At 39.7% G+C, this 15,105-nt stretch carries 20 protein-coding genes and 1 pseudogene; 15 read left to right on the top strand and 6 right to left on the bottom strand.

Features of this window, described 5'->3' with window-relative positions; all coding sequences use genetic code 11:
* Window positions 1-40 precede the first annotated feature (40 nt).
* The 10 genes from G6R02_RS13410 (at window position 41) to G6R02_RS13365 (ending at window position 7,203) form a co-directional block, all read left to right on the top strand.
* Window positions 41-439: a VOC family protein gene (locus G6R02_RS13410; RefSeq protein WP_164669737.1), complete on the top strand. Its 399-nt coding sequence runs from the start codon at window positions 41-43 to the stop codon at window positions 437-439.
* A gap of 264 nt (window positions 440-703) precedes the next feature.
* The gene (locus G6R02_RS13405; RefSeq protein WP_164669736.1) at window positions 704-1,348 is read left to right on the top strand and encodes a hypothetical protein; all 645 of its coding nucleotides are present in this window, start codon (window positions 704-706) and stop codon (window positions 1,346-1,348) included.
* Between the two features lie 13 nt (window positions 1,349-1,361).
* Window positions 1,362-1,892, top strand: a complete 531-nt coding sequence (locus tag G6R02_RS13400; RefSeq protein WP_164669735.1) for a DUF4269 domain-containing protein — start codon at window positions 1,362-1,364, stop codon at window positions 1,890-1,892.
* A gap of 95 nt (window positions 1,893-1,987) precedes the next feature.
* Complete coding sequence (locus tag G6R02_RS13395) at window positions 1,988-2,335, top strand: VOC family protein (RefSeq protein WP_164669734.1); 348 nt, start codon at window positions 1,988-1,990, stop codon at window positions 2,333-2,335.
* 388 nt (window positions 2,336-2,723) lie between these two features.
* Complete coding sequence (locus tag G6R02_RS13390; protein WP_164669733.1) at window positions 2,724-2,921, top strand: hypothetical protein; 198 nt, start codon at window positions 2,724-2,726, stop codon at window positions 2,919-2,921.
* 11 nt (window positions 2,922-2,932) lie between these two features.
* Window positions 2,933-3,397, top strand: coding sequence for a GNAT family N-acetyltransferase (locus tag G6R02_RS13385; RefSeq protein WP_205520137.1), 465 nt, complete (start codon window positions 2,933-2,935; stop codon window positions 3,395-3,397).
* Window positions 3,387-3,572, top strand: coding sequence for a PspC domain-containing protein (locus G6R02_RS13380; protein WP_164669732.1), 186 nt, complete (start codon window positions 3,387-3,389; stop codon window positions 3,570-3,572). Before G6R02_RS13385 ends, G6R02_RS13380 begins: the two co-directional genes overlap by 11 nt.
* Window positions 3,573-3,631: 59 nt before the next feature.
* Window positions 3,632-4,690: an LLM class flavin-dependent oxidoreductase gene (locus G6R02_RS13375; protein WP_164669731.1), complete on the top strand. Its 1,059-nt coding sequence runs from the start codon at window positions 3,632-3,634 to the stop codon at window positions 4,688-4,690.
* A gap of 12 nt (window positions 4,691-4,702) precedes the next feature.
* The gene (locus G6R02_RS13370) at window positions 4,703-5,269 is read left to right on the top strand and encodes an NADPH-dependent FMN reductase (protein WP_164669730.1); all 567 of its coding nucleotides are present in this window, start codon (window positions 4,703-4,705) and stop codon (window positions 5,267-5,269) included.
* A gap of 362 nt (window positions 5,270-5,631) precedes the next feature.
* On the top strand, window positions 5,632-7,203 hold the full coding sequence (locus G6R02_RS13365) for a BCCT family transporter (protein WP_164669729.1): 1,572 nt from the start codon (window positions 5,632-5,634) through the stop codon (window positions 7,201-7,203).
* Window positions 7,204-7,279: 76 nt separating this feature from the next.
* Here G6R02_RS13365 and G6R02_RS13360 read toward each other — a convergent pair whose 3' ends face one another.
* The gene (locus G6R02_RS13360) at window positions 7,280-7,483 is read right to left on the bottom strand and encodes a DUF2197 domain-containing protein (protein WP_164669728.1); all 204 of its coding nucleotides are present in this window, start codon (window positions 7,481-7,483) and stop codon (window positions 7,280-7,282) included.
* A 276-nt stretch (window positions 7,484-7,759) separates the two neighbouring features.
* On the opposite strand from G6R02_RS13360, the gene G6R02_RS13355 reads away from it, so the two are divergent.
* The 3 genes from G6R02_RS13355 to G6R02_RS13345 all read left to right on the top strand — a co-directional run bounded on the left by G6R02_RS13355 (window position 7,760) and on the right by G6R02_RS13345 (window position 9,495).
* Window positions 7,760-8,134 carry a hypothetical protein gene (locus tag G6R02_RS13355; RefSeq protein ID WP_164669727.1) on the top strand — a complete coding sequence of 125 codons (375 nt, stop codon included), beginning with the start codon at window positions 7,760-7,762 and terminating at the stop codon, window positions 8,132-8,134.
* A 250-nt stretch (window positions 8,135-8,384) separates the two neighbouring features.
* Complete coding sequence (locus G6R02_RS13350; RefSeq protein WP_164669726.1) at window positions 8,385-8,933, top strand: hypothetical protein; 549 nt, start codon at window positions 8,385-8,387, stop codon at window positions 8,931-8,933.
* Between the two features lie 49 nt (window positions 8,934-8,982).
* On the top strand, window positions 8,983-9,495 hold the full coding sequence (locus G6R02_RS13345) for a DinB family protein (protein ID WP_164669725.1): 513 nt from the start codon (window positions 8,983-8,985) through the stop codon (window positions 9,493-9,495).
* On the opposite strand, the pseudogene G6R02_RS13340 reads toward G6R02_RS13345, so the two are convergent.
* Together G6R02_RS13340 and G6R02_RS13335 are read right to left on the bottom strand one after the other, a co-directional pair.
* Window positions 9,492-9,677, bottom strand: a pseudogene (locus G6R02_RS13340) (YuzC family spore coat inner layer protein); the annotation flags it as partial. The gene G6R02_RS13345 and the pseudogene G6R02_RS13340 sit on opposite strands and share 4 nt — an antisense overlap.
* Window positions 9,678-9,821: 144 nt before the next feature.
* Window positions 9,822-10,244 (bottom strand): general stress protein, encoded by a 423-nt coding sequence (locus tag G6R02_RS13335; protein ID WP_164669723.1) that lies wholly within the window; start codon window positions 10,242-10,244, stop codon window positions 9,822-9,824.
* 260 nt (window positions 10,245-10,504) lie between these two features.
* Here G6R02_RS13335 and G6R02_RS13330 point away from each other — a divergent pair, with 260 nt between their 5' ends.
* Window positions 10,505-11,935 (top strand): MDR family MFS transporter, encoded by a 1,431-nt coding sequence (locus G6R02_RS13330; RefSeq protein WP_164669722.1) that lies wholly within the window; start codon window positions 10,505-10,507, stop codon window positions 11,933-11,935.
* A 61-nt stretch (window positions 11,936-11,996) separates the two neighbouring features.
* Here the strand turns inward: G6R02_RS13330 and G6R02_RS13325 are convergent, their stop codons facing one another.
* Window positions 11,997-12,761 carry an NRDE family protein gene (locus G6R02_RS13325; RefSeq protein WP_164669721.1) on the bottom strand — a complete coding sequence of 255 codons (765 nt, stop codon included), beginning with the start codon at window positions 12,759-12,761 and terminating at the stop codon, window positions 11,997-11,999.
* A gap of 78 nt (window positions 12,762-12,839) precedes the next feature.
* On the opposite strand from G6R02_RS13325, the gene G6R02_RS13320 reads away from it, so the two are divergent.
* Window positions 12,840-13,127 carry a hypothetical protein gene (locus tag G6R02_RS13320; protein ID WP_164669720.1) on the top strand — a complete coding sequence of 96 codons (288 nt, stop codon included), beginning with the start codon at window positions 12,840-12,842 and terminating at the stop codon, window positions 13,125-13,127.
* A 49-nt stretch (window positions 13,128-13,176) separates the two neighbouring features.
* Here the strand turns inward: G6R02_RS13320 and G6R02_RS13315 are convergent, their stop codons facing one another.
* Complete coding sequence (locus G6R02_RS13315) at window positions 13,177-14,280, bottom strand: 5-methyltetrahydropteroyltriglutamate--homocysteine S-methyltransferase (protein WP_164669719.1); 1,104 nt, start codon at window positions 14,278-14,280, stop codon at window positions 13,177-13,179.
* Between the two features lie 22 nt (window positions 14,281-14,302).
* A complete protein-coding gene (locus G6R02_RS13310; RefSeq protein WP_164669718.1) occupies window positions 14,303-15,040 on the bottom strand; it encodes a cyclase family protein in 738 nt (245 codons plus the stop codon).
* Between the last annotated feature and the right edge of the window lie 65 nt (window positions 15,041-15,105).

Raw genomic sequence — 15,105 nt, 5'->3', positions numbered from 1 at the left:
TTTATATAGAGGGGAATCATAAACAGGAAGGACGATGAAAATGGGGATTTTTAAAGGAGTACATCAGGTTAATTTTCGAGTGAAAGATATGGACTTATCCCGTAAATGGTATCATGAAGTATTGGGCTGTACAGTTCAAAAGGATTTTGGCGATACGGTTGTACTGGGGGTTGATAACACCCCGGGAAATAACACATCTATCTGTTTGATAAAACATGCTGAAGGATCTGTTCCTGACAATGAAAACGGAACGCATCCTGTCTTGTCTATTTCACCTGAGCATGCTGAAAACTGCAAGAATCAACTTCAGGAACAAGGAGTTGAGATTGTGGAAGGTGGAGGACAAGCACATTTTAAGTTTAAAGACCCTGATGGAAATTTAATCGAAGCATACCTGCCTGGTCTTTATGAAGAGAAACAGTATGAGCATCTGAGGTAATTTATAAATATTTTCAATATATTTGGGGGGGATGAGAAAGAATGGGCGGGTTAATGGTTTTACTTGTACTTGTTTCAATTATGACGGGTCTATATTTAATTACCTTAGGACTTTGGGAGTTAAGAGTGGCGGTAAATAGATATCAATTTATCAAGTATATGTTCAGCGGATTATTCTTGATAGTTATCTTGCCTCCACTGTTTTGGATTTTTATCGGTAATATTTTATAAAATTTATTCGAGGGTAATAAGGGATGTGAAAAGATTGATAAGTCAATCATTTGTTGAAACAAATTCGGTATGGGGCGTTTCAATAAAAAATCAATTTTTGAAACATGAAGCCTCATCTGATTGTTTGGCTGTATTTTTTCCTGGTAAGGAATATTCATGTCAGGGACCATTACTCCACTATACAAGAAAAGCTTGCCTATTGAGTGGATGTGACACGCTTAGTTTGACGTATGGTTTTCAGGCTGCTAACACTTCGCTAACTTCTGATCAGATAGATGATTTGGTGGAAGATACGCTGGAAACGATAGACTCAATTGCTGCCGAATATGAAAAAATTATATTTGTGAGTAAAAGTTTAGGAACACTTGTTGCAGGAATTGTAAGCGAAAAGCTAAACAGAAAGCACATCCACCATTTTTTTATGACGCCAATTCCAAAGACAATAAAATATATCGAGAACTCGACAGGCTATGTTGTTGTCGGTGACAGGGATGATTTATTTTCAGAAGAGAACATAGAAAAGATAAATAATATTAAAGGTATAAAAAGTCTTATAATTCCGGGTGCAAAACACTCTCTGGAATTGGATGATGACTATAAAAAGTCCTTGGAAATTCTTTCGTTAATAACCGATACTTGTTCTGATTTGGTTAGGGAAGTTAAAAAACTCGATATGTGACAGGAGAATTATTATGTTTGAGACTATTGATTATCTGCAAGTCGGAAACGAGAATCAAAAGCTTGCCTATAGATCCATAGTTGATTTAGGTATAATGGAGAGATTATCCGAGTATAGTCCGATTCTTTGTGGCACGTTGCCAATTGGTATTGAAGTAGAAGGGTCTGACTTGGATATAATTATGGAGGTCAGAGATTTTGACCAGTTTGAAAAAAAGATGCAAGCATTGTTTGGTGAACAAGAAGCTTTTGTAATTAAAAGGACTGTAATTCGGGATTTTCCAGTAGTTAAAGCGAATTTCTTTTTCAAAGAATTTGAATTTGAGTTATTCGGGCAATCCCAACCGGTAAAAAAACAATATGCGTATTTACATATGATTGTTGAAAACTATCTATTAGAGCAGAATCCAGCACTGAAAGAAGAAGTGTTAAGACTTAAAAAACGCGGATGGAAAACGGAGCCGGCTTTTAGTAAGGCATTAGGGTTGAATGGAGACCCATACGAGAGGTTAATAGATTTCGGGGAAAATGAGGGTGTTATCTAGAAGGTGTATTTTGACAATCAATCCGGAACTATAACGGATGTACATGGTGGAAATAAGTGTTAATAAAAATTTATTTTATATGAGGAGAGGTTATTATGAATATTTATTTGGAACATGTCAGAGCAAATGTATCGGATTTGGAAAGAGCAATTCAATGGTATGAGGATATGTTGGGATTTAAGGTGACTGGATCCTGGCCGCCTGAAAATCCAAACTATGCACACTTTGGAACTGAAAAGGGAGCGACATTTGCCATTATGGAAAATGAGGAGTTCCCTTCAAGAGGACGGTTTAATTTTAAGGTAAGTGATGTTGATGCCTTGTGGGACCAGCTTAAAGATAAAGCTGAAATTGTTGAGGAGTTATTTGATACTGCTTATGGGAGTCGAAAGTTTACAATCAAAGATTTGGACGGAAATGAACTTGGGATGGTGCAGGAATAATAGGAATAAAGGGAGGCGCAACGTTTTGAGCATCTTGAGTAAAATTAACCTCATACTTGCTATTGTGGCTATTTCTGTAACATTCTGCCAATTTTTTATAGATAGTATCGAATTACCCGTGTATTTTATTTACTCATTAATGGGTTTAACGTTTTTATTCAATGGGATTGAATCGTACAAGTAAGATAAGAAGCTGCTTAACAATCCCGAATTATTTGCAGGACTATTTATATCTATTGGAATGATATACTTACTATTTAAAAGTTTTATTTAATGAAATATACAGGCGGGATGAAACAATAATCACACTTACATTGTTATATGTTGCATTTATGATATCAGATCCGAGTTTTGGAGTAGGGTATTAAAATATTTGGAGGAGAAAGTCTTGAAAAAATTCATATCTAATAACATACATTGGCTATTACTTATTCTTGTGACTGCAAATATGATATCTATGTTAATTATTTCTACTAACTCCAAGCAGGATATTGTGGCATTGTCTTTTTCGGTGATTGCATTTTTAAGTGTAGCCTATCTTGCTTTTCCTACCGAAATTAAGAAAAGGAAGGAACGCAAAAATTAAGGAGAAGAAAAATGAATTATAATATTGAAATTCTGATGGAAACTGATGAGAAGTTTTCGTCTTTATTACATACGAAGATTAAAGAATTTAATAATACCCATTCCAAACATCACAGCGAGGCAAGAAAAGATGACGCTGTTCAGCCGATAAATATTAGACTGTCGAACAGCGAGGAAAAATGGATTGGCGGTATAACTGCGGAAGTTTATTGGGATTGGATGGAAATTAATGATTTTTGGATTAGTGAAAATTATCGAGGTGAAGGATTAGGTGGAGTTCTCCTTGAAAAAACGGAGTCAATCGCTAGTAAGAAAGGTGCAACGAAGGCGCTGTTGACCACTTTCGATTTCCAGGCGCATTCTTATTATATGAAAAAAGGATATCAGGTTGTAGGTGAAATTAATGATTATCCGCCGGGAAGCAGTTTTTATACGATGGCGAAAACGTTGAATAGGGAGAACGTAAATGAATCATAAAAAATTAAGAAAATCATCAACCGACAGGGCATTGTCTGGAGTTTGTGGGGGTATAGCTGAATACTTCGGCATTTCCTCTTTTATTGTCAGGCTGATTTTTATATTTTCACCGGCTTCTTTGTTAATATATATTATATTGACAAATGTTCTTCCAGACAGCCCGCCGTCTTTATAAAAGGGCAGATTTAATGAAACAGGGATCCTGTCCCTGTGTCTCGAAAGGTTGATGAATAGATGGAAAAGTATCGTATTGACCCAAGTAAAGGCTTGGAGTTTGGTATATATACGTTAGGTGATCATTTGCCTAATCCGCTTACTGGGGAAAGGGTTTCAGCGGAGGAGCGCATCCATGAAATTATTGAATATGCAAAGCTGGCTGAACAGGCCGGGCTTGACTTTTTTAGTGTCGGGGAGAGTCATCAGGAATTTTTTGCGACACAGGCACATGCTGTGGTGCTTTCAGCAATTGCCCAGGCAACGGAGAAGATTAAAATTTCCAGTTCCTCCACGATTGTCAGTACTTCGGATCCGGTTCGCATATATGAGAATTTTGCCACACTTGATCTGATATCAAAAGGCCGTGCGGAAATCGTTGCCGGCCGTGCATCCCGAGTGGGGCTCTTTGATTTGCTCGGATATGATCTTCGTGATTATGAAGAACTGTATGAAGAGAAGTTTGATCTTTTAAGGCAGATTAATGAGAATGAAGTTGTTAACTGGAGTGGCGAGTTTCGTGCTCCGCTTAGAAATGCCAAAGTACTTCCGCGTCCGCAAAATGGCTCCATGCCGATTTGGCGTGCGGTTGGCGGTGCACCTGCCAGTGCCAGAAAAGCGGGGCTTGCCGGTGTGCCAATGTACATGGCTCACCTGGGTGGTCCTGCTTCTGTGTTTAAACGAACTGTTGATACGTATCGGGATGCATTAGAAAGCAGCGGATTCAATCCGGCCGAATTTCCTATTTCTACAGCTGGCTTTTTCTATGCTGCAGAAACATCTCAGCAAGCACTGAAAGATTTGTATCCGCATATTAATGAAGGTATGAAACTGACAAACGGACAGGGTTTTCCGAAACAGCATTTTGCCCAGGGTGTTGACCCGCATAATATTATGAATATCGGCAGCCCACAGGAAATTATTGAAAAAATTCTTTACCAGCATGAATTATATGGTCACCAGCGATATATTGCCCAGATTGACTTTGGCGGTATGCCGTTTGATAAGGTGAAGAAAAATATTGAAATAATCGGTACAGAAATTTTGCCGGCAATCAAAAAATATACGGCAAAGAAGTAGGAGGAAACGAGCATGAGAATTGTCGGTATATCCGGGTCCATCGTCGGTTCCAAAACAAGAACTGCAATGGATTACACTGTTAAAAAAATTACCGAAAAATATCCTGACCATGAAGTAACCTTAATTGACTTGGCTGACTATGACATCCAGTTCAGTGATGGAAGAAATTATTTGGAATATGAAGGCGATACAGGCTACGTTACGAAAACGATCATGGAAGCAGACGCAATTATTATTGGAACCCCTGTTTTTCAGGCCTCCATTCCCGGAACGTTGAAAAATATTTTTGATTTGCTGCCTGTTAATGCATTTCGTGATAAAGTTGTCAGTGTGCTTGTAACAGCAGGATCAGCAAAACATTACCTAATTCCGGAACAGCAGCTGAAACCGATGCTTGCCTATATGAAAGCAGAAATTGTACAGACGTATGTTTTTATTGAAGAAATCGACTTCCTTCGTAAAGAAATTATAAATGATGATGTACTGTTCCGAATCGAGCGGTTAGTTGAAGACACTGTTCGTCTGTCAGAGACATATATGAAAATCCGTGAAGAAAAAGAAGCGGAATATGATTTTTAAGCCTAAACGTAAGGGCCTTTCTTTTATTAGAAAGGTTCTTTTTTTTTGATTGACATAATCTTTTATAAATACATAAATAGTTGAATAACTGAATTCATGTACGGCATGAGTGCCCGGGTGAAGGAGAAAATATATGGAACGGTCACTCATCAGGGTTATGAAGATCAAAATGAAGGCAAACTTCTGACGAAATGTCCTTCATCCCACCCAACATAGCCATATGAATAATCACCGAGCATGTCGTATCTCAACAGCATGCTTTTTTATTTGTATAATTTCCTCCGATTAGCTGAAGTTTATAAATATAAACACGTGGTAAATAAGTAGCGAAATCGATATTTTTTTGGAGGTTTGGTATAAATATGGCCAGTAAAGAATCAAGCAAAAAAGGATTAATCGATTACCGGATTTTTGCTCCATCTCTACTTATCATTATAGCAATCAGTATTCCTTTCTCATTATATGAGGATAAATCCCTCAGTTTACTGAACAGTATTTTTAATCAGATTGTGGAAGTGTTCACATGGGGATACATATGGTATGCCATTATATTGGTTGCTGCTGGTCTGTTTCTGTCATTTTCCAGGTATGGGAATGTCGTATTAGGTAATCCGACAGAAAAACCACGTTTCACGCTATTTGAGTATTCATCAATTCTGATAGCAATGGGGCTCGGGTCGACGATTATGCGGACCGGGATGCTGCAATGGGCAGCGGTGGCAAATGATCCTCCGTTTGGCGTTGATGCTGGTTCGACGCAGGCGTTATTATGGGGTAATGCATACAGCATGTTTATATGGAGTTTCCAGGTTTTTGCCATCTTTGTTATGACTGCACCCGCAATGGGTTACATTTTGCATGTTCGTAAAAAACCGTTTATGCGCATTTCTGAAGCATGCCGTACCATTTTCGGGGACAAGTTTACAGATGGTATCGGCGGTAAAGTTCTGGACGTTATCTTTCTGGTAAGTATTTTGGCGGGTGCAGCTGTTACGCTCGGGCTTGGTGCACCGATTGTCACCTATAATATAGCAGAATTATTTAATATCCAGCTTTCATTTATTTTAACACTGATTGTAACGATAGTCTGGGTGTTTTTATTTTCGATAAGTGCTTATTTGGGTATTGAGAAGGGTATTAAAAAATTAAGTACCTGGAATATGTATATTGCCGGTGCGTTTGCTGTATTTGTTCTTATAGCCGGACCTGGTATTTTCATTCTGAATTATTTTACTGACAGTGTTGGATTTTTATTATCAAATTATGTGGATCTGTCGCTTTATACAAATTCATTGGATTTGAAAGGTACTACGCATATTGAGACCTATACGGTGTTTTGGTTTGCCTATAGTGCTACTTGGGCGATGCTGCACAGTGTGTTTGCTGCGAAAATATCAAGAGGTCGAACGATAAAAGAAATGATTTTGACATACTTACTGGCACCTACGCTCATTTCATGGGTTGCAACAGGAGTCCTGGGAGGTCTTGGTGTTCACAGATATCTAACCGGAGAAGTTCCTGTGTTGGATATTGTAAAAGAAGATTCGATGGCTGCGATACCGGCAATCCTGAGTTCATTGCCATTATCCTGGTTGGCGATTTCCGTGTTTATTATCGTTGCAATCATTTTCCTGACAACGACCCTGGATTCAACAACGTACACAATCGCATCTTACACAGGGACGCGTAACATGAGTAAAGCAGAGCCATCCAGGAGTTTGCGCATTATTGTTGCGGCAGTTATTACTGTGGCCGCTCTCATATTAATGCGAATTGGCGGACTTGCACCACTTGAGGTGCTTTCCGGACTGATGGGACTGCCGATTATTGTTATCCAGTTCCTGACCATATACGCCGCTAAGAAAATGATGGATGAGGATCGAGCATGGGAAAATAATATCAGGAGAAGTAATAAACAGCAGAAGAGCAGTTGAGAATGAAAAAGCGCATGATCCCTTTTTTGAGGTATCATGCGCTTTTTTTAATGGAAAAAAATCATGTTATCATTTGCTATCGTTGTCTTTTAATAATTAGGTCATGTTTATCAATTGAAGTCGGGTCGATTCCACTGGAGTTAATTGATGTTTGTTTTGTGTCATTATTACAGGATTTGCAGATATAGAATTTTGTTTCTTTTCTTGCCAGCTTTTTGTACTGCGGGTCGTCAGGATCTACATCAAATTTTTGACTGCACAATAAGCAATTCATAATCATAACTAACGCTCCTTTAATTAAAAGTTAAAACGTTATGTATGTTCGCTGGTGAAATTATAGGATTGTGCTTTATGTCTTTTGATATGTATAGCCTTATGATAGCACGTTACGGTGTGGATTGGAATTTATTGAGAAAAGGAGACCTCTGAAATACTGCCGAAACATTTGTTACATGTTTGTTGTCCAATTCTCAGCAATTTCTCATTTTTTTCAAAGCATCTTCTTACCCGTGTCCTCTAAGATGGTAGTAGTCAGATAAAAGAGGAGATAAATATTATGAAACCACTATTTGTGACTACGGCAACAGGCGCTTTATTATTGTACGCAGGCGGAGCCGTGACTGACGCAGGAGCACCACAACTGAACAAATCAGAACCGGTCAAAGCTAAGGTTGAAGTATCTCAAGTCGATCAACTTGATAAGCAGGTTGAAGTTCAGAGCCATCCGGAATTTGAAGTGCTTGATGAACAGGTGGATTCTAATAATTTCGAAATAGAAGTCGTAGAAAATAATGAATATACGCGTGTGATTAACTTGACTGTTCAGGATAGTAACGAGCAGTATAAAAGTGTTTATGTAAAAGAGACAAATGTACTTAAAATAATTGATTTGGATCAGGGCTTGGTTTTCAGAGGTGTGATTGAAGGATAGTTTTTCTGCGGAAGAGGCTTAGGAGGGCGACGGAATTCGGTCAAATCTTGCTTTTCACCGAAGTGTTCACAGTTTTCGCCGAAGTTCACAGGAATTTCGCCGGAGCTGTCACAGAATCGGCCGAAGTTCACAATTAATTCGCCGAAGTTCACAATTTGTTCGCCTCCCGAAGCTCGGAAAGTTATATTTATATCAAAAACGAGCCCCATTTCATGGTAAAATAAAACTATCGAAGCGGGGAGTTGATTTCATGGATGAACAGCGGGCAGTCTCGCCGATTTGCCCGAAATGCCAATCGGAAAATACGTATGACTTCAGCCAGGAATACAAGAATCAGGAGCCGGCACCATTCAGGCAGTACACTATTGGTAATGCGAAATATCATTGCAATGACTGCGGACATGAGTGGAAGAAATACCGGGGACGCAAACCATATGACAGGCTTCGGGTTATTGATGTACGAGCAGGTGGTTATATGGACGCCAATCGGGTAAAAATTAATCTGCAAACCGGCCATGTTCGTAATGCGCTTGTATTTGGTGAATTCAGTGAAGATGATCAGACCCTAACCGTGACTAAAGAAAAAGCAGAATGGTTTCTTGAAGAAATGTATAAATGCGATTTCGTTAACTGGGCGGAGGAATATCATCATGATGGCATTTTGGATGGAACGTCGTGGCAAACAAATATCGAATATGATACATACTGTGAAATCAAATACGGGAGTAACCATTTCCCGAAAAAGTGGGCCAAATTCTGTAAGGCCATATCAGAAATAGGAGAAACCGATTTTTATTAGGCTGGTGAACGCAATGAAAAGTGAACAAATCAATCTTCATTTTTAACAATTGGAACGACAGCGTGAATTTTTTTATCAAAACAGTGGTCTGAATTTTGATGTTGCCTGGCAGAGGCCGCTCCCCGATAAGTGGTCGATTGATGAGACAATGTACCACCTTGTTTTAATGGTCAGGATGTTTCGGCGATTCTCAGTTGTTTATGTACCGGCTATGCTTCCGGTTGCCCTTCTACGGAAAAAGAAGCCGTATAAAACAGAAATTCATGATATTTACAAGGAATATAATCAACAGAAAAAAAGACCAATGAACGCCCCGTTTTTAATCAAGCCTCCTTCTAATGTGTCGGATAAGTGGAGGTTTGAGGACATCAAAGATCTTCTTGAACTTGAAACAGCTAGGCTTAAGTCCAACCTCAAAAATATTGAAGAGGATGTTGCCGGGCAAATCTATTACCCGGATCCGATAGCCGGATATCCGAATTTGGTTCAGTGTATTCATTTGCTTGCCATCCATGAACAACACCATTTTAATCTTGTAAAAAAGTACGAGGATGCAGTTTAACGCCAGCGTAATGAGACTGTTAATATGCAACAGTCCGTGTTTTCCACCTGTGACATAAATGTAAGTCGTAAGCCATCAGGATCGTAGTGGATATCCAAATCTGATGTAATGCCGAGAGAATGAATTAGCCGTTCCACTTCCGCTTCATCTGAAGCTTGTGCTGCATTCATTACTTTTGACCCAAATTCTTTTGAAAAGGGTCATAGTAGTATCCAGGGTAATGATAATACATAGACAGAAATCCCTCCTTTGTCATACATTTATACTTATGCATAAATGCTTGTTTGAGGGAATCCCTGTCATGCAGGAAAAGACGAACAGCAATCTTAATGGTGGCGCTGGATAACTTTTTCTTTCATCCTAAAGGTGTCAGGCGTTGGATCATTGCCCATTTTCAACTCATCATCCGCTACAATTAAAACATTTCCCAATTCTATTTCCTCTTTGTACGTCTTTGCTTGTTCTTTTGAAATACCATGTTCAACTAATTTCTCATGCAGATCCGTGTTCGTATCCGGTTTATCTGTTAAAACTGCTTTTTTAATTTTATCGAAAAAAGAATCTCCTGTTTTATTTACTGACATGTCACTTTCAATCGTTATATCCGTGCGGTTTTCCAGCGCATTAGCATTGTGTTTATTGGCGAATATAGTGATATTTTCGCCCTTGTGTCCTTTCAGTTCCAAAATTTCTGCTTTGGTGACAGCCTCTTTATTAGACTTGTATGGCCCATATATTTCATTTGCCATGCTCAACACCTCCTGGAAAAATAAGATTACCGTATAATTTTCTTTTCCCGCGAGCGTATTTCTTAAAACGGATTACATAAGACTTTGTATGGAAAATGTATATTCGTAAAAATTTTTCTTTGAGTTATTAACTACTTGTGATAGTATATAATGTTGTACCTTTTACAATAGTAATAACAAATAATTAATTTTTATAAAAAAGTATGCCATGGCACGTGAATTTGAGCAGTTTTTTTATACAGAAAGAAGGATATTAAATAATGGTTGAGAACAGTCAGGGTTCAGCACAGTCGACGGGAACGATTAGTAAAATCCCAATTATGCTTGTACTGATTTCAGGTGCTTTTGCCGCTATATTGAATCAGACGCTATTAGCAACGGCATTGCCGCATATTATGAGGGATTTGCAGTTATCACCGAGTACAGCTCAGTGGTTGCAGTCCATTTTTATGCTTGTGAATGGTATTATGATTCCAATCACAGCTTTTTTAATTGAACGTTTTACGACACGGGGGCTTTTTCTGACAGCAATGGGAATATTTGGTGTAGGTACTGTGGTTTGTGCTGTTGCACCGAACTTTTCTATTTTAATGGCGGGACGAATCTTGCAGGCTGGGGGTGCAGGGATTATCATGCCATTGATGCAAACGATTCTGTTTTTTATTTTTTCAATTGAAAAACGTGGGACAGCGATGGGGATGTTTGGTTTGGTGATCGCTTTTGCACCAGCGATTGGGCCAACATTATCAGGCTATCTGGTGGAACATTTTCCATGGAGAAGCCTGTTTTATGTAGTATTACCGGTTATTATAATTGACACTATAGTTGCGTATTTTCTTCTCAAAAATGTTACCGAACGAAAATTCCCAAGGGTTGATGTTTTATCAATTATCCTATCGACTTTAGGATTTGGCGGATTGTTATTCGGGTTCAGTACAGTTGGCGGCGAGAATGTTACCTGGCTGAGTAATATTGTTGTCATTCCTATGATTGTTGGTGCGATATCCCTTACGTTGTTTATCTGGAGACAGTTGAAACTGGAACAACCGATTCTTGAGTTCCGGATATTTAAATACACAATGTTTACGTTAACCACTGCGCTTGGCATGATTGTGTTTATGGCAATGATTGGAGCAGCTGTTGTACTGCCATTGTTCATGCAAAATATGCTTGGGTATACAGCGCTGGAGTCAGGGTTAATGCTGATGCCGGGAGCTGTTTTGATGGGGATTATGAACCCGATTAACGGACGGCTTTTCGATAAATTCGGTGCCAAATGGCTGGCGGTTATCGGATTGTTCCTCCTGACCGTTACGACATTTATGTTTGCCAATTTGACACCTGAGACAACATTCACGTATCTTGCTGTCGTCAATGCGGTACGGATGTTTGGTGTTGCCATGGTGATGATGCCGGTGACAACAGCGGGATTAAATCAGCTGCCTACAAGTTTGATTCCTCATGGTACGGCAATGAACAATACCATGCGTCAGGTTTCAGGAGCGGTTGGAACGGCCTTGCTTGTATCGGTGATGACAAACAATAAAATACCCGGAGAGGGAGTAAGTGGCGAAATTCATGGTGTTAATGTATCCTTTATCGTTGCAGGAGTATTCGCGATTATCGGGTTTATCATGGCTTTCTTTATCAAAAATTCACGGCCCGGCGCAGGAGATGTCGTGTCGAAATAATGATTTAAAAAAATAGCTTGGTGGTGTTTAGTAGCCGCCAAGCTCTTTAAATTGGATTTATTCAGCTTATTTTAAAGGTGAATTTATTTTCATCGGCAAATTCGCCATTACTGTATGTCCGCTCGATAAATGTAACATTGTCGTTGTTGTCAACCAGTAAAACAGTTGATGACCGGGTGCCGTATTCAGGTGTTTTTATAAACAATGGTGACAGTTTCCGTTCAAATTCCAGGCCGACCCCTGTTTGCGGAAGTTCTTCATCATTTGCCTCTTCAGCGTCGGAAACAATTTCGAAGAGCCTATCCGGGTGGACTTCTTTCCGGCTCATTACATATTCCCGGAGGTTTTTCTTACCTTTTTTTACTTTTGGCCACGGTGTGTTTAACGTGTGATTGCTGAGCCCGTGCGTGCCTTGATGGATCTTCTGTGCTTCATTCAGGATATTATTGTAATGGAAAAGCTCATCTGGGTTCCCGAAAATAACATTGAAACCGGCATAGTTTTCTTTGTTCCTTTTAAGTGATTGAAGAAAGTCTTCGGATGATATGTCTTCAGCTAAATACTGTTTGACAATCGAACCACGGGATAATTGCTCCGGAGTAGTTTTTTCCGGATCGCGAAAGTTTGTCAATGCTGCGAAGCGCCCGTGCTTCGTTATCCCAAGCCAGGTTCCCATCTGCTTCAAGTCACGCCCCGCCAGGATTTCCGGGTCATCTTCCCAGAAGTGCGCTTCCTTAGTTGGCCGCTTGTAAAACTCATCCCGATTCGCCGCAATAATTAATTTATAATTCGGGTGGTCCTTTAATTGAAAATTGATTAAGCACATCGAACAACGCCCCCTTTTATTATAGTATACAAAAAAGAGGCATGGCGGGAAAAGAAAGTGATTTGGGATGGTGGTAATATGGATGATTTTCTCGGGGAAGGGTGCCACTCCTTCCCCGAGAAGCAAAATATCAACCCGAGAAGCAAAATATCAACCCGAGAAGCAAAATATCAACCCGAGAAGCAAAATATCAACCCGAGAAGCAAAATATCAACCCGAGAAGCAAAATATCAACCCGAGAAGCAAAATATCAACCCGAGAAGCAAAATATCAACCCGAGAAGCAAAATATCAACCCGAGAAGCAAAATATCAACCCGAGAAGCAAAACATCATCAGAAAAAAAATCATCAGAAGAGCAAGGATGATGAAAAAAAGCTTGCGGAATTAGCAGCTATCCCGCAAGCCTTAATAAAATTACTCCCAAATTTCTTTTGCGACTTCTGTAACAAAACTTAATTTAGTCCATTGCTGTTCTTCCGTTAGTTCATTGCCGTGATGAGTGGAGGCGAATCCGCATTGTGGGCTGAGACAAAGCTGATTGAGTGGTACATATTCGGACGCACCTTTGATACGTGCAACCACTTCATCTTTATCTTCCAGCTCACCTGACTTGGATGTAATCACACCAAGCACAACACGAGGACCGTCTTCCGGAATGTATTTTAGCGGATTGAACCCTCCGGAGCGTTCATCATCGTATTCAAGGAAAAATCCATCCACATTGCCTTTTGCAAAAAGCTTTGGTGCAATACGGTCATAACCGCCCGAAAATGCCCATGTTGAGCGGTAATTCCCGCGGCACAAGTGGGTGGACACAATCAGGTCATCCGGTTTTTCAGCGAGACTCTCGTTTAAAACACGTACTGCCAGGTCGATCAGGTAATCCCTGTCTGTTGCTTCCTCATTCCATGGTACACTGTCGGCGGCAAGTCCTGCGATATAAACGTCATCCAACTGAAGGTAGCGGAGTCCCGTATCATAAAATGCCTGAAGCGCATCCTGGTATGTCTTGATAATGTCATCTGCATACGCTTCAAGGTCCGGATAAATATCCGGATTTAAAATGCCATCATTAAAGAGCATATTAGGGCTTGGAATGGCGAATTTTACCGTAGCACGTCCGTTGACGATATTAATCAGATCTTTCACATCCTGTAAGAATGGATGATCAGGGTTGAATGAAATTTTGCCATTGTTTCGTACGTCATACTTTTCCGTTTCCTGCCCCGCAAATTGGTATCCTTGTTCAGGTACAAATCCTTCAATCCCATTTAAATGCTCTAAAAAGTCAAGATGAAACCATGTGCGCCGGAACTCGCCGTCGGTAACGGATTCAAGGCCAAGTTCGATTTGCTTATCAACAATACGCTCGATTTCTTTGTTCTCTACTTCACGTAATTGTGCTGCAGTCAGGTTACCTTCCTTGAATTCTTTTCTTGCGTTGTGTAAATTGTCAGGCCGTAATAAACTCCCGACGTGATCTGCTTTAAATGGTGCTTTCGTTAATGTAATTGACATATTATTCCTTCTTTCTTTTATATTATGGTAGGATTGCGAATGACCGTACTGGAAATCCGGATGCTTTATCTGCCTTAGGTACGATATTATAGATGACTGCGCCTTTCGCAGGGACCTTGTCCAAGTTAGTTAATAATTCAACTTGGTAAGTATCTTGATCAAGCACATAATATTCTGCTAAGAGAGCGCCATTTTTTTGAAAATCAACCGCGGCATCTGTATCAAATGTTTCGTGGCCAACTGCATTTATTTTTCGTTCCTCAAATAAAAACTTCAATGCGTCAACCGACCAGCCTGGTGCATGGTTATTACCTTCAGCATCCTTGTTGTCGAATGCTTTTTGGTCTGGCCAACGCTTGCCCCAATCTGTCCGTAACGCAACAAATGTTCCGGCCTCAATTTCACCGTGTTCTTCCTCAAACTGCAAAATATCATCCACCGCTAACGTAAAGTCATTATTTTCAGCGGCTTCCTTCGATTTATCGATCACAACAAGTGGTAAAACCAATTCTTTTAAATCCAGTTCATCTAAGTATCTGGAGTCGCGCACAAAATGGATTGGCGCATCCAGGTGTGTTCCATATTGCCCCGGGAATGTAAAGCTTTGGGCAAAAAATCCGTCATTATGGTCAAATAATGTCTTGAAATCAGCTGGATCAAATGCTGAAAAATGTGGCGAATCAGGTCCGAATTCATGTGTCAGATCTATCCATTCTTTTTCTTTCAACAGATTAATTGCATTGATTAGTTCGTTTGACATAAGCGTATCACCTCATAGATTGTTTTATAGATTATGCTTCCAACCATCCATCTTTTGTGCGTTCT

Source organism: Virgibacillus doumboii, assembly GCF_902806455.1.
GTDB lineage: Bacteria > Bacillota > Bacilli > Bacillales > Amphibacillaceae > Lentibacillus > Lentibacillus doumboii.
This window is presented reverse-complemented; position numbering and strand designations above follow the sequence as displayed.

Excerpts from the sequence above, each read along its gene's own strand:
- G6R02_RS13410 (WP_164669737.1), top strand. The coding sequence starts at position 41 with ATGGGGATTTTTAAAGGAGTACATCAGGTTAATTTTCGAGTGAAAGAT.
- G6R02_RS13400 (WP_164669735.1), top strand. The coding sequence starts at position 1,362 with ATGTTTGAGACTATTGATTATCTGCAAGTCGGAAACGAGAATCAAAAG.
- G6R02_RS13395 (WP_164669734.1), top strand. The coding sequence starts at position 1,988 with ATGAATATTTATTTGGAACATGTCAGAGCAAATGTATCGGATTTGGAA.
- G6R02_RS13385 (WP_205520137.1), top strand. The coding sequence starts at position 2,933 with ATGAATTATAATATTGAAATTCTGATGGAAACTGATGAGAAGTTTTCG.
- G6R02_RS13380 (WP_164669732.1), top strand. The coding sequence starts at position 3,387 with ATGAATCATAAAAAATTAAGAAAATCATCAACCGACAGGGCATTGTCT.
- G6R02_RS13375 (WP_164669731.1), top strand. The coding sequence starts at position 3,632 with ATGGAAAAGTATCGTATTGACCCAAGTAAAGGCTTGGAGTTTGGTATA.
- G6R02_RS13370 (WP_164669730.1), top strand. The coding sequence starts at position 4,703 with ATGAGAATTGTCGGTATATCCGGGTCCATCGTCGGTTCCAAAACAAGA.
- G6R02_RS13365 (WP_164669729.1), top strand. The coding sequence starts at position 5,632 with ATGGCCAGTAAAGAATCAAGCAAAAAAGGATTAATCGATTACCGGATT.
- G6R02_RS13360 (WP_164669728.1), bottom strand. The coding sequence starts at position 7,483 with ATGATTATGAATTGCTTATTGTGCAGTCAAAAATTTGATGTAGATCCT.
- G6R02_RS13355 (WP_164669727.1), top strand. The coding sequence starts at position 7,760 with ATGAAACCACTATTTGTGACTACGGCAACAGGCGCTTTATTATTGTAC.
- G6R02_RS13350 (WP_164669726.1), top strand. The coding sequence starts at position 8,385 with ATGGATGAACAGCGGGCAGTCTCGCCGATTTGCCCGAAATGCCAATCG.
- G6R02_RS13335 (WP_164669723.1), bottom strand. The coding sequence starts at position 10,244 with ATGGCAAATGAAATATATGGGCCATACAAGTCTAATAAAGAGGCTGTC.
- G6R02_RS13330 (WP_164669722.1), top strand. The coding sequence starts at position 10,505 with ATGGTTGAGAACAGTCAGGGTTCAGCACAGTCGACGGGAACGATTAGT.
- G6R02_RS13325 (WP_164669721.1), bottom strand. The coding sequence starts at position 12,761 with ATGTGCTTAATCAATTTTCAATTAAAGGACCACCCGAATTATAAATTA.
- G6R02_RS13320 (WP_164669720.1), top strand. The coding sequence starts at position 12,840 with ATGGATGATTTTCTCGGGGAAGGGTGCCACTCCTTCCCCGAGAAGCAA.
- G6R02_RS13315 (WP_164669719.1), bottom strand. The coding sequence starts at position 14,280 with ATGTCAATTACATTAACGAAAGCACCATTTAAAGCAGATCACGTCGGG.
- G6R02_RS13310 (WP_164669718.1), bottom strand. The coding sequence starts at position 15,040 with ATGTCAAACGAACTAATCAATGCAATTAATCTGTTGAAAGAAAAAGAA.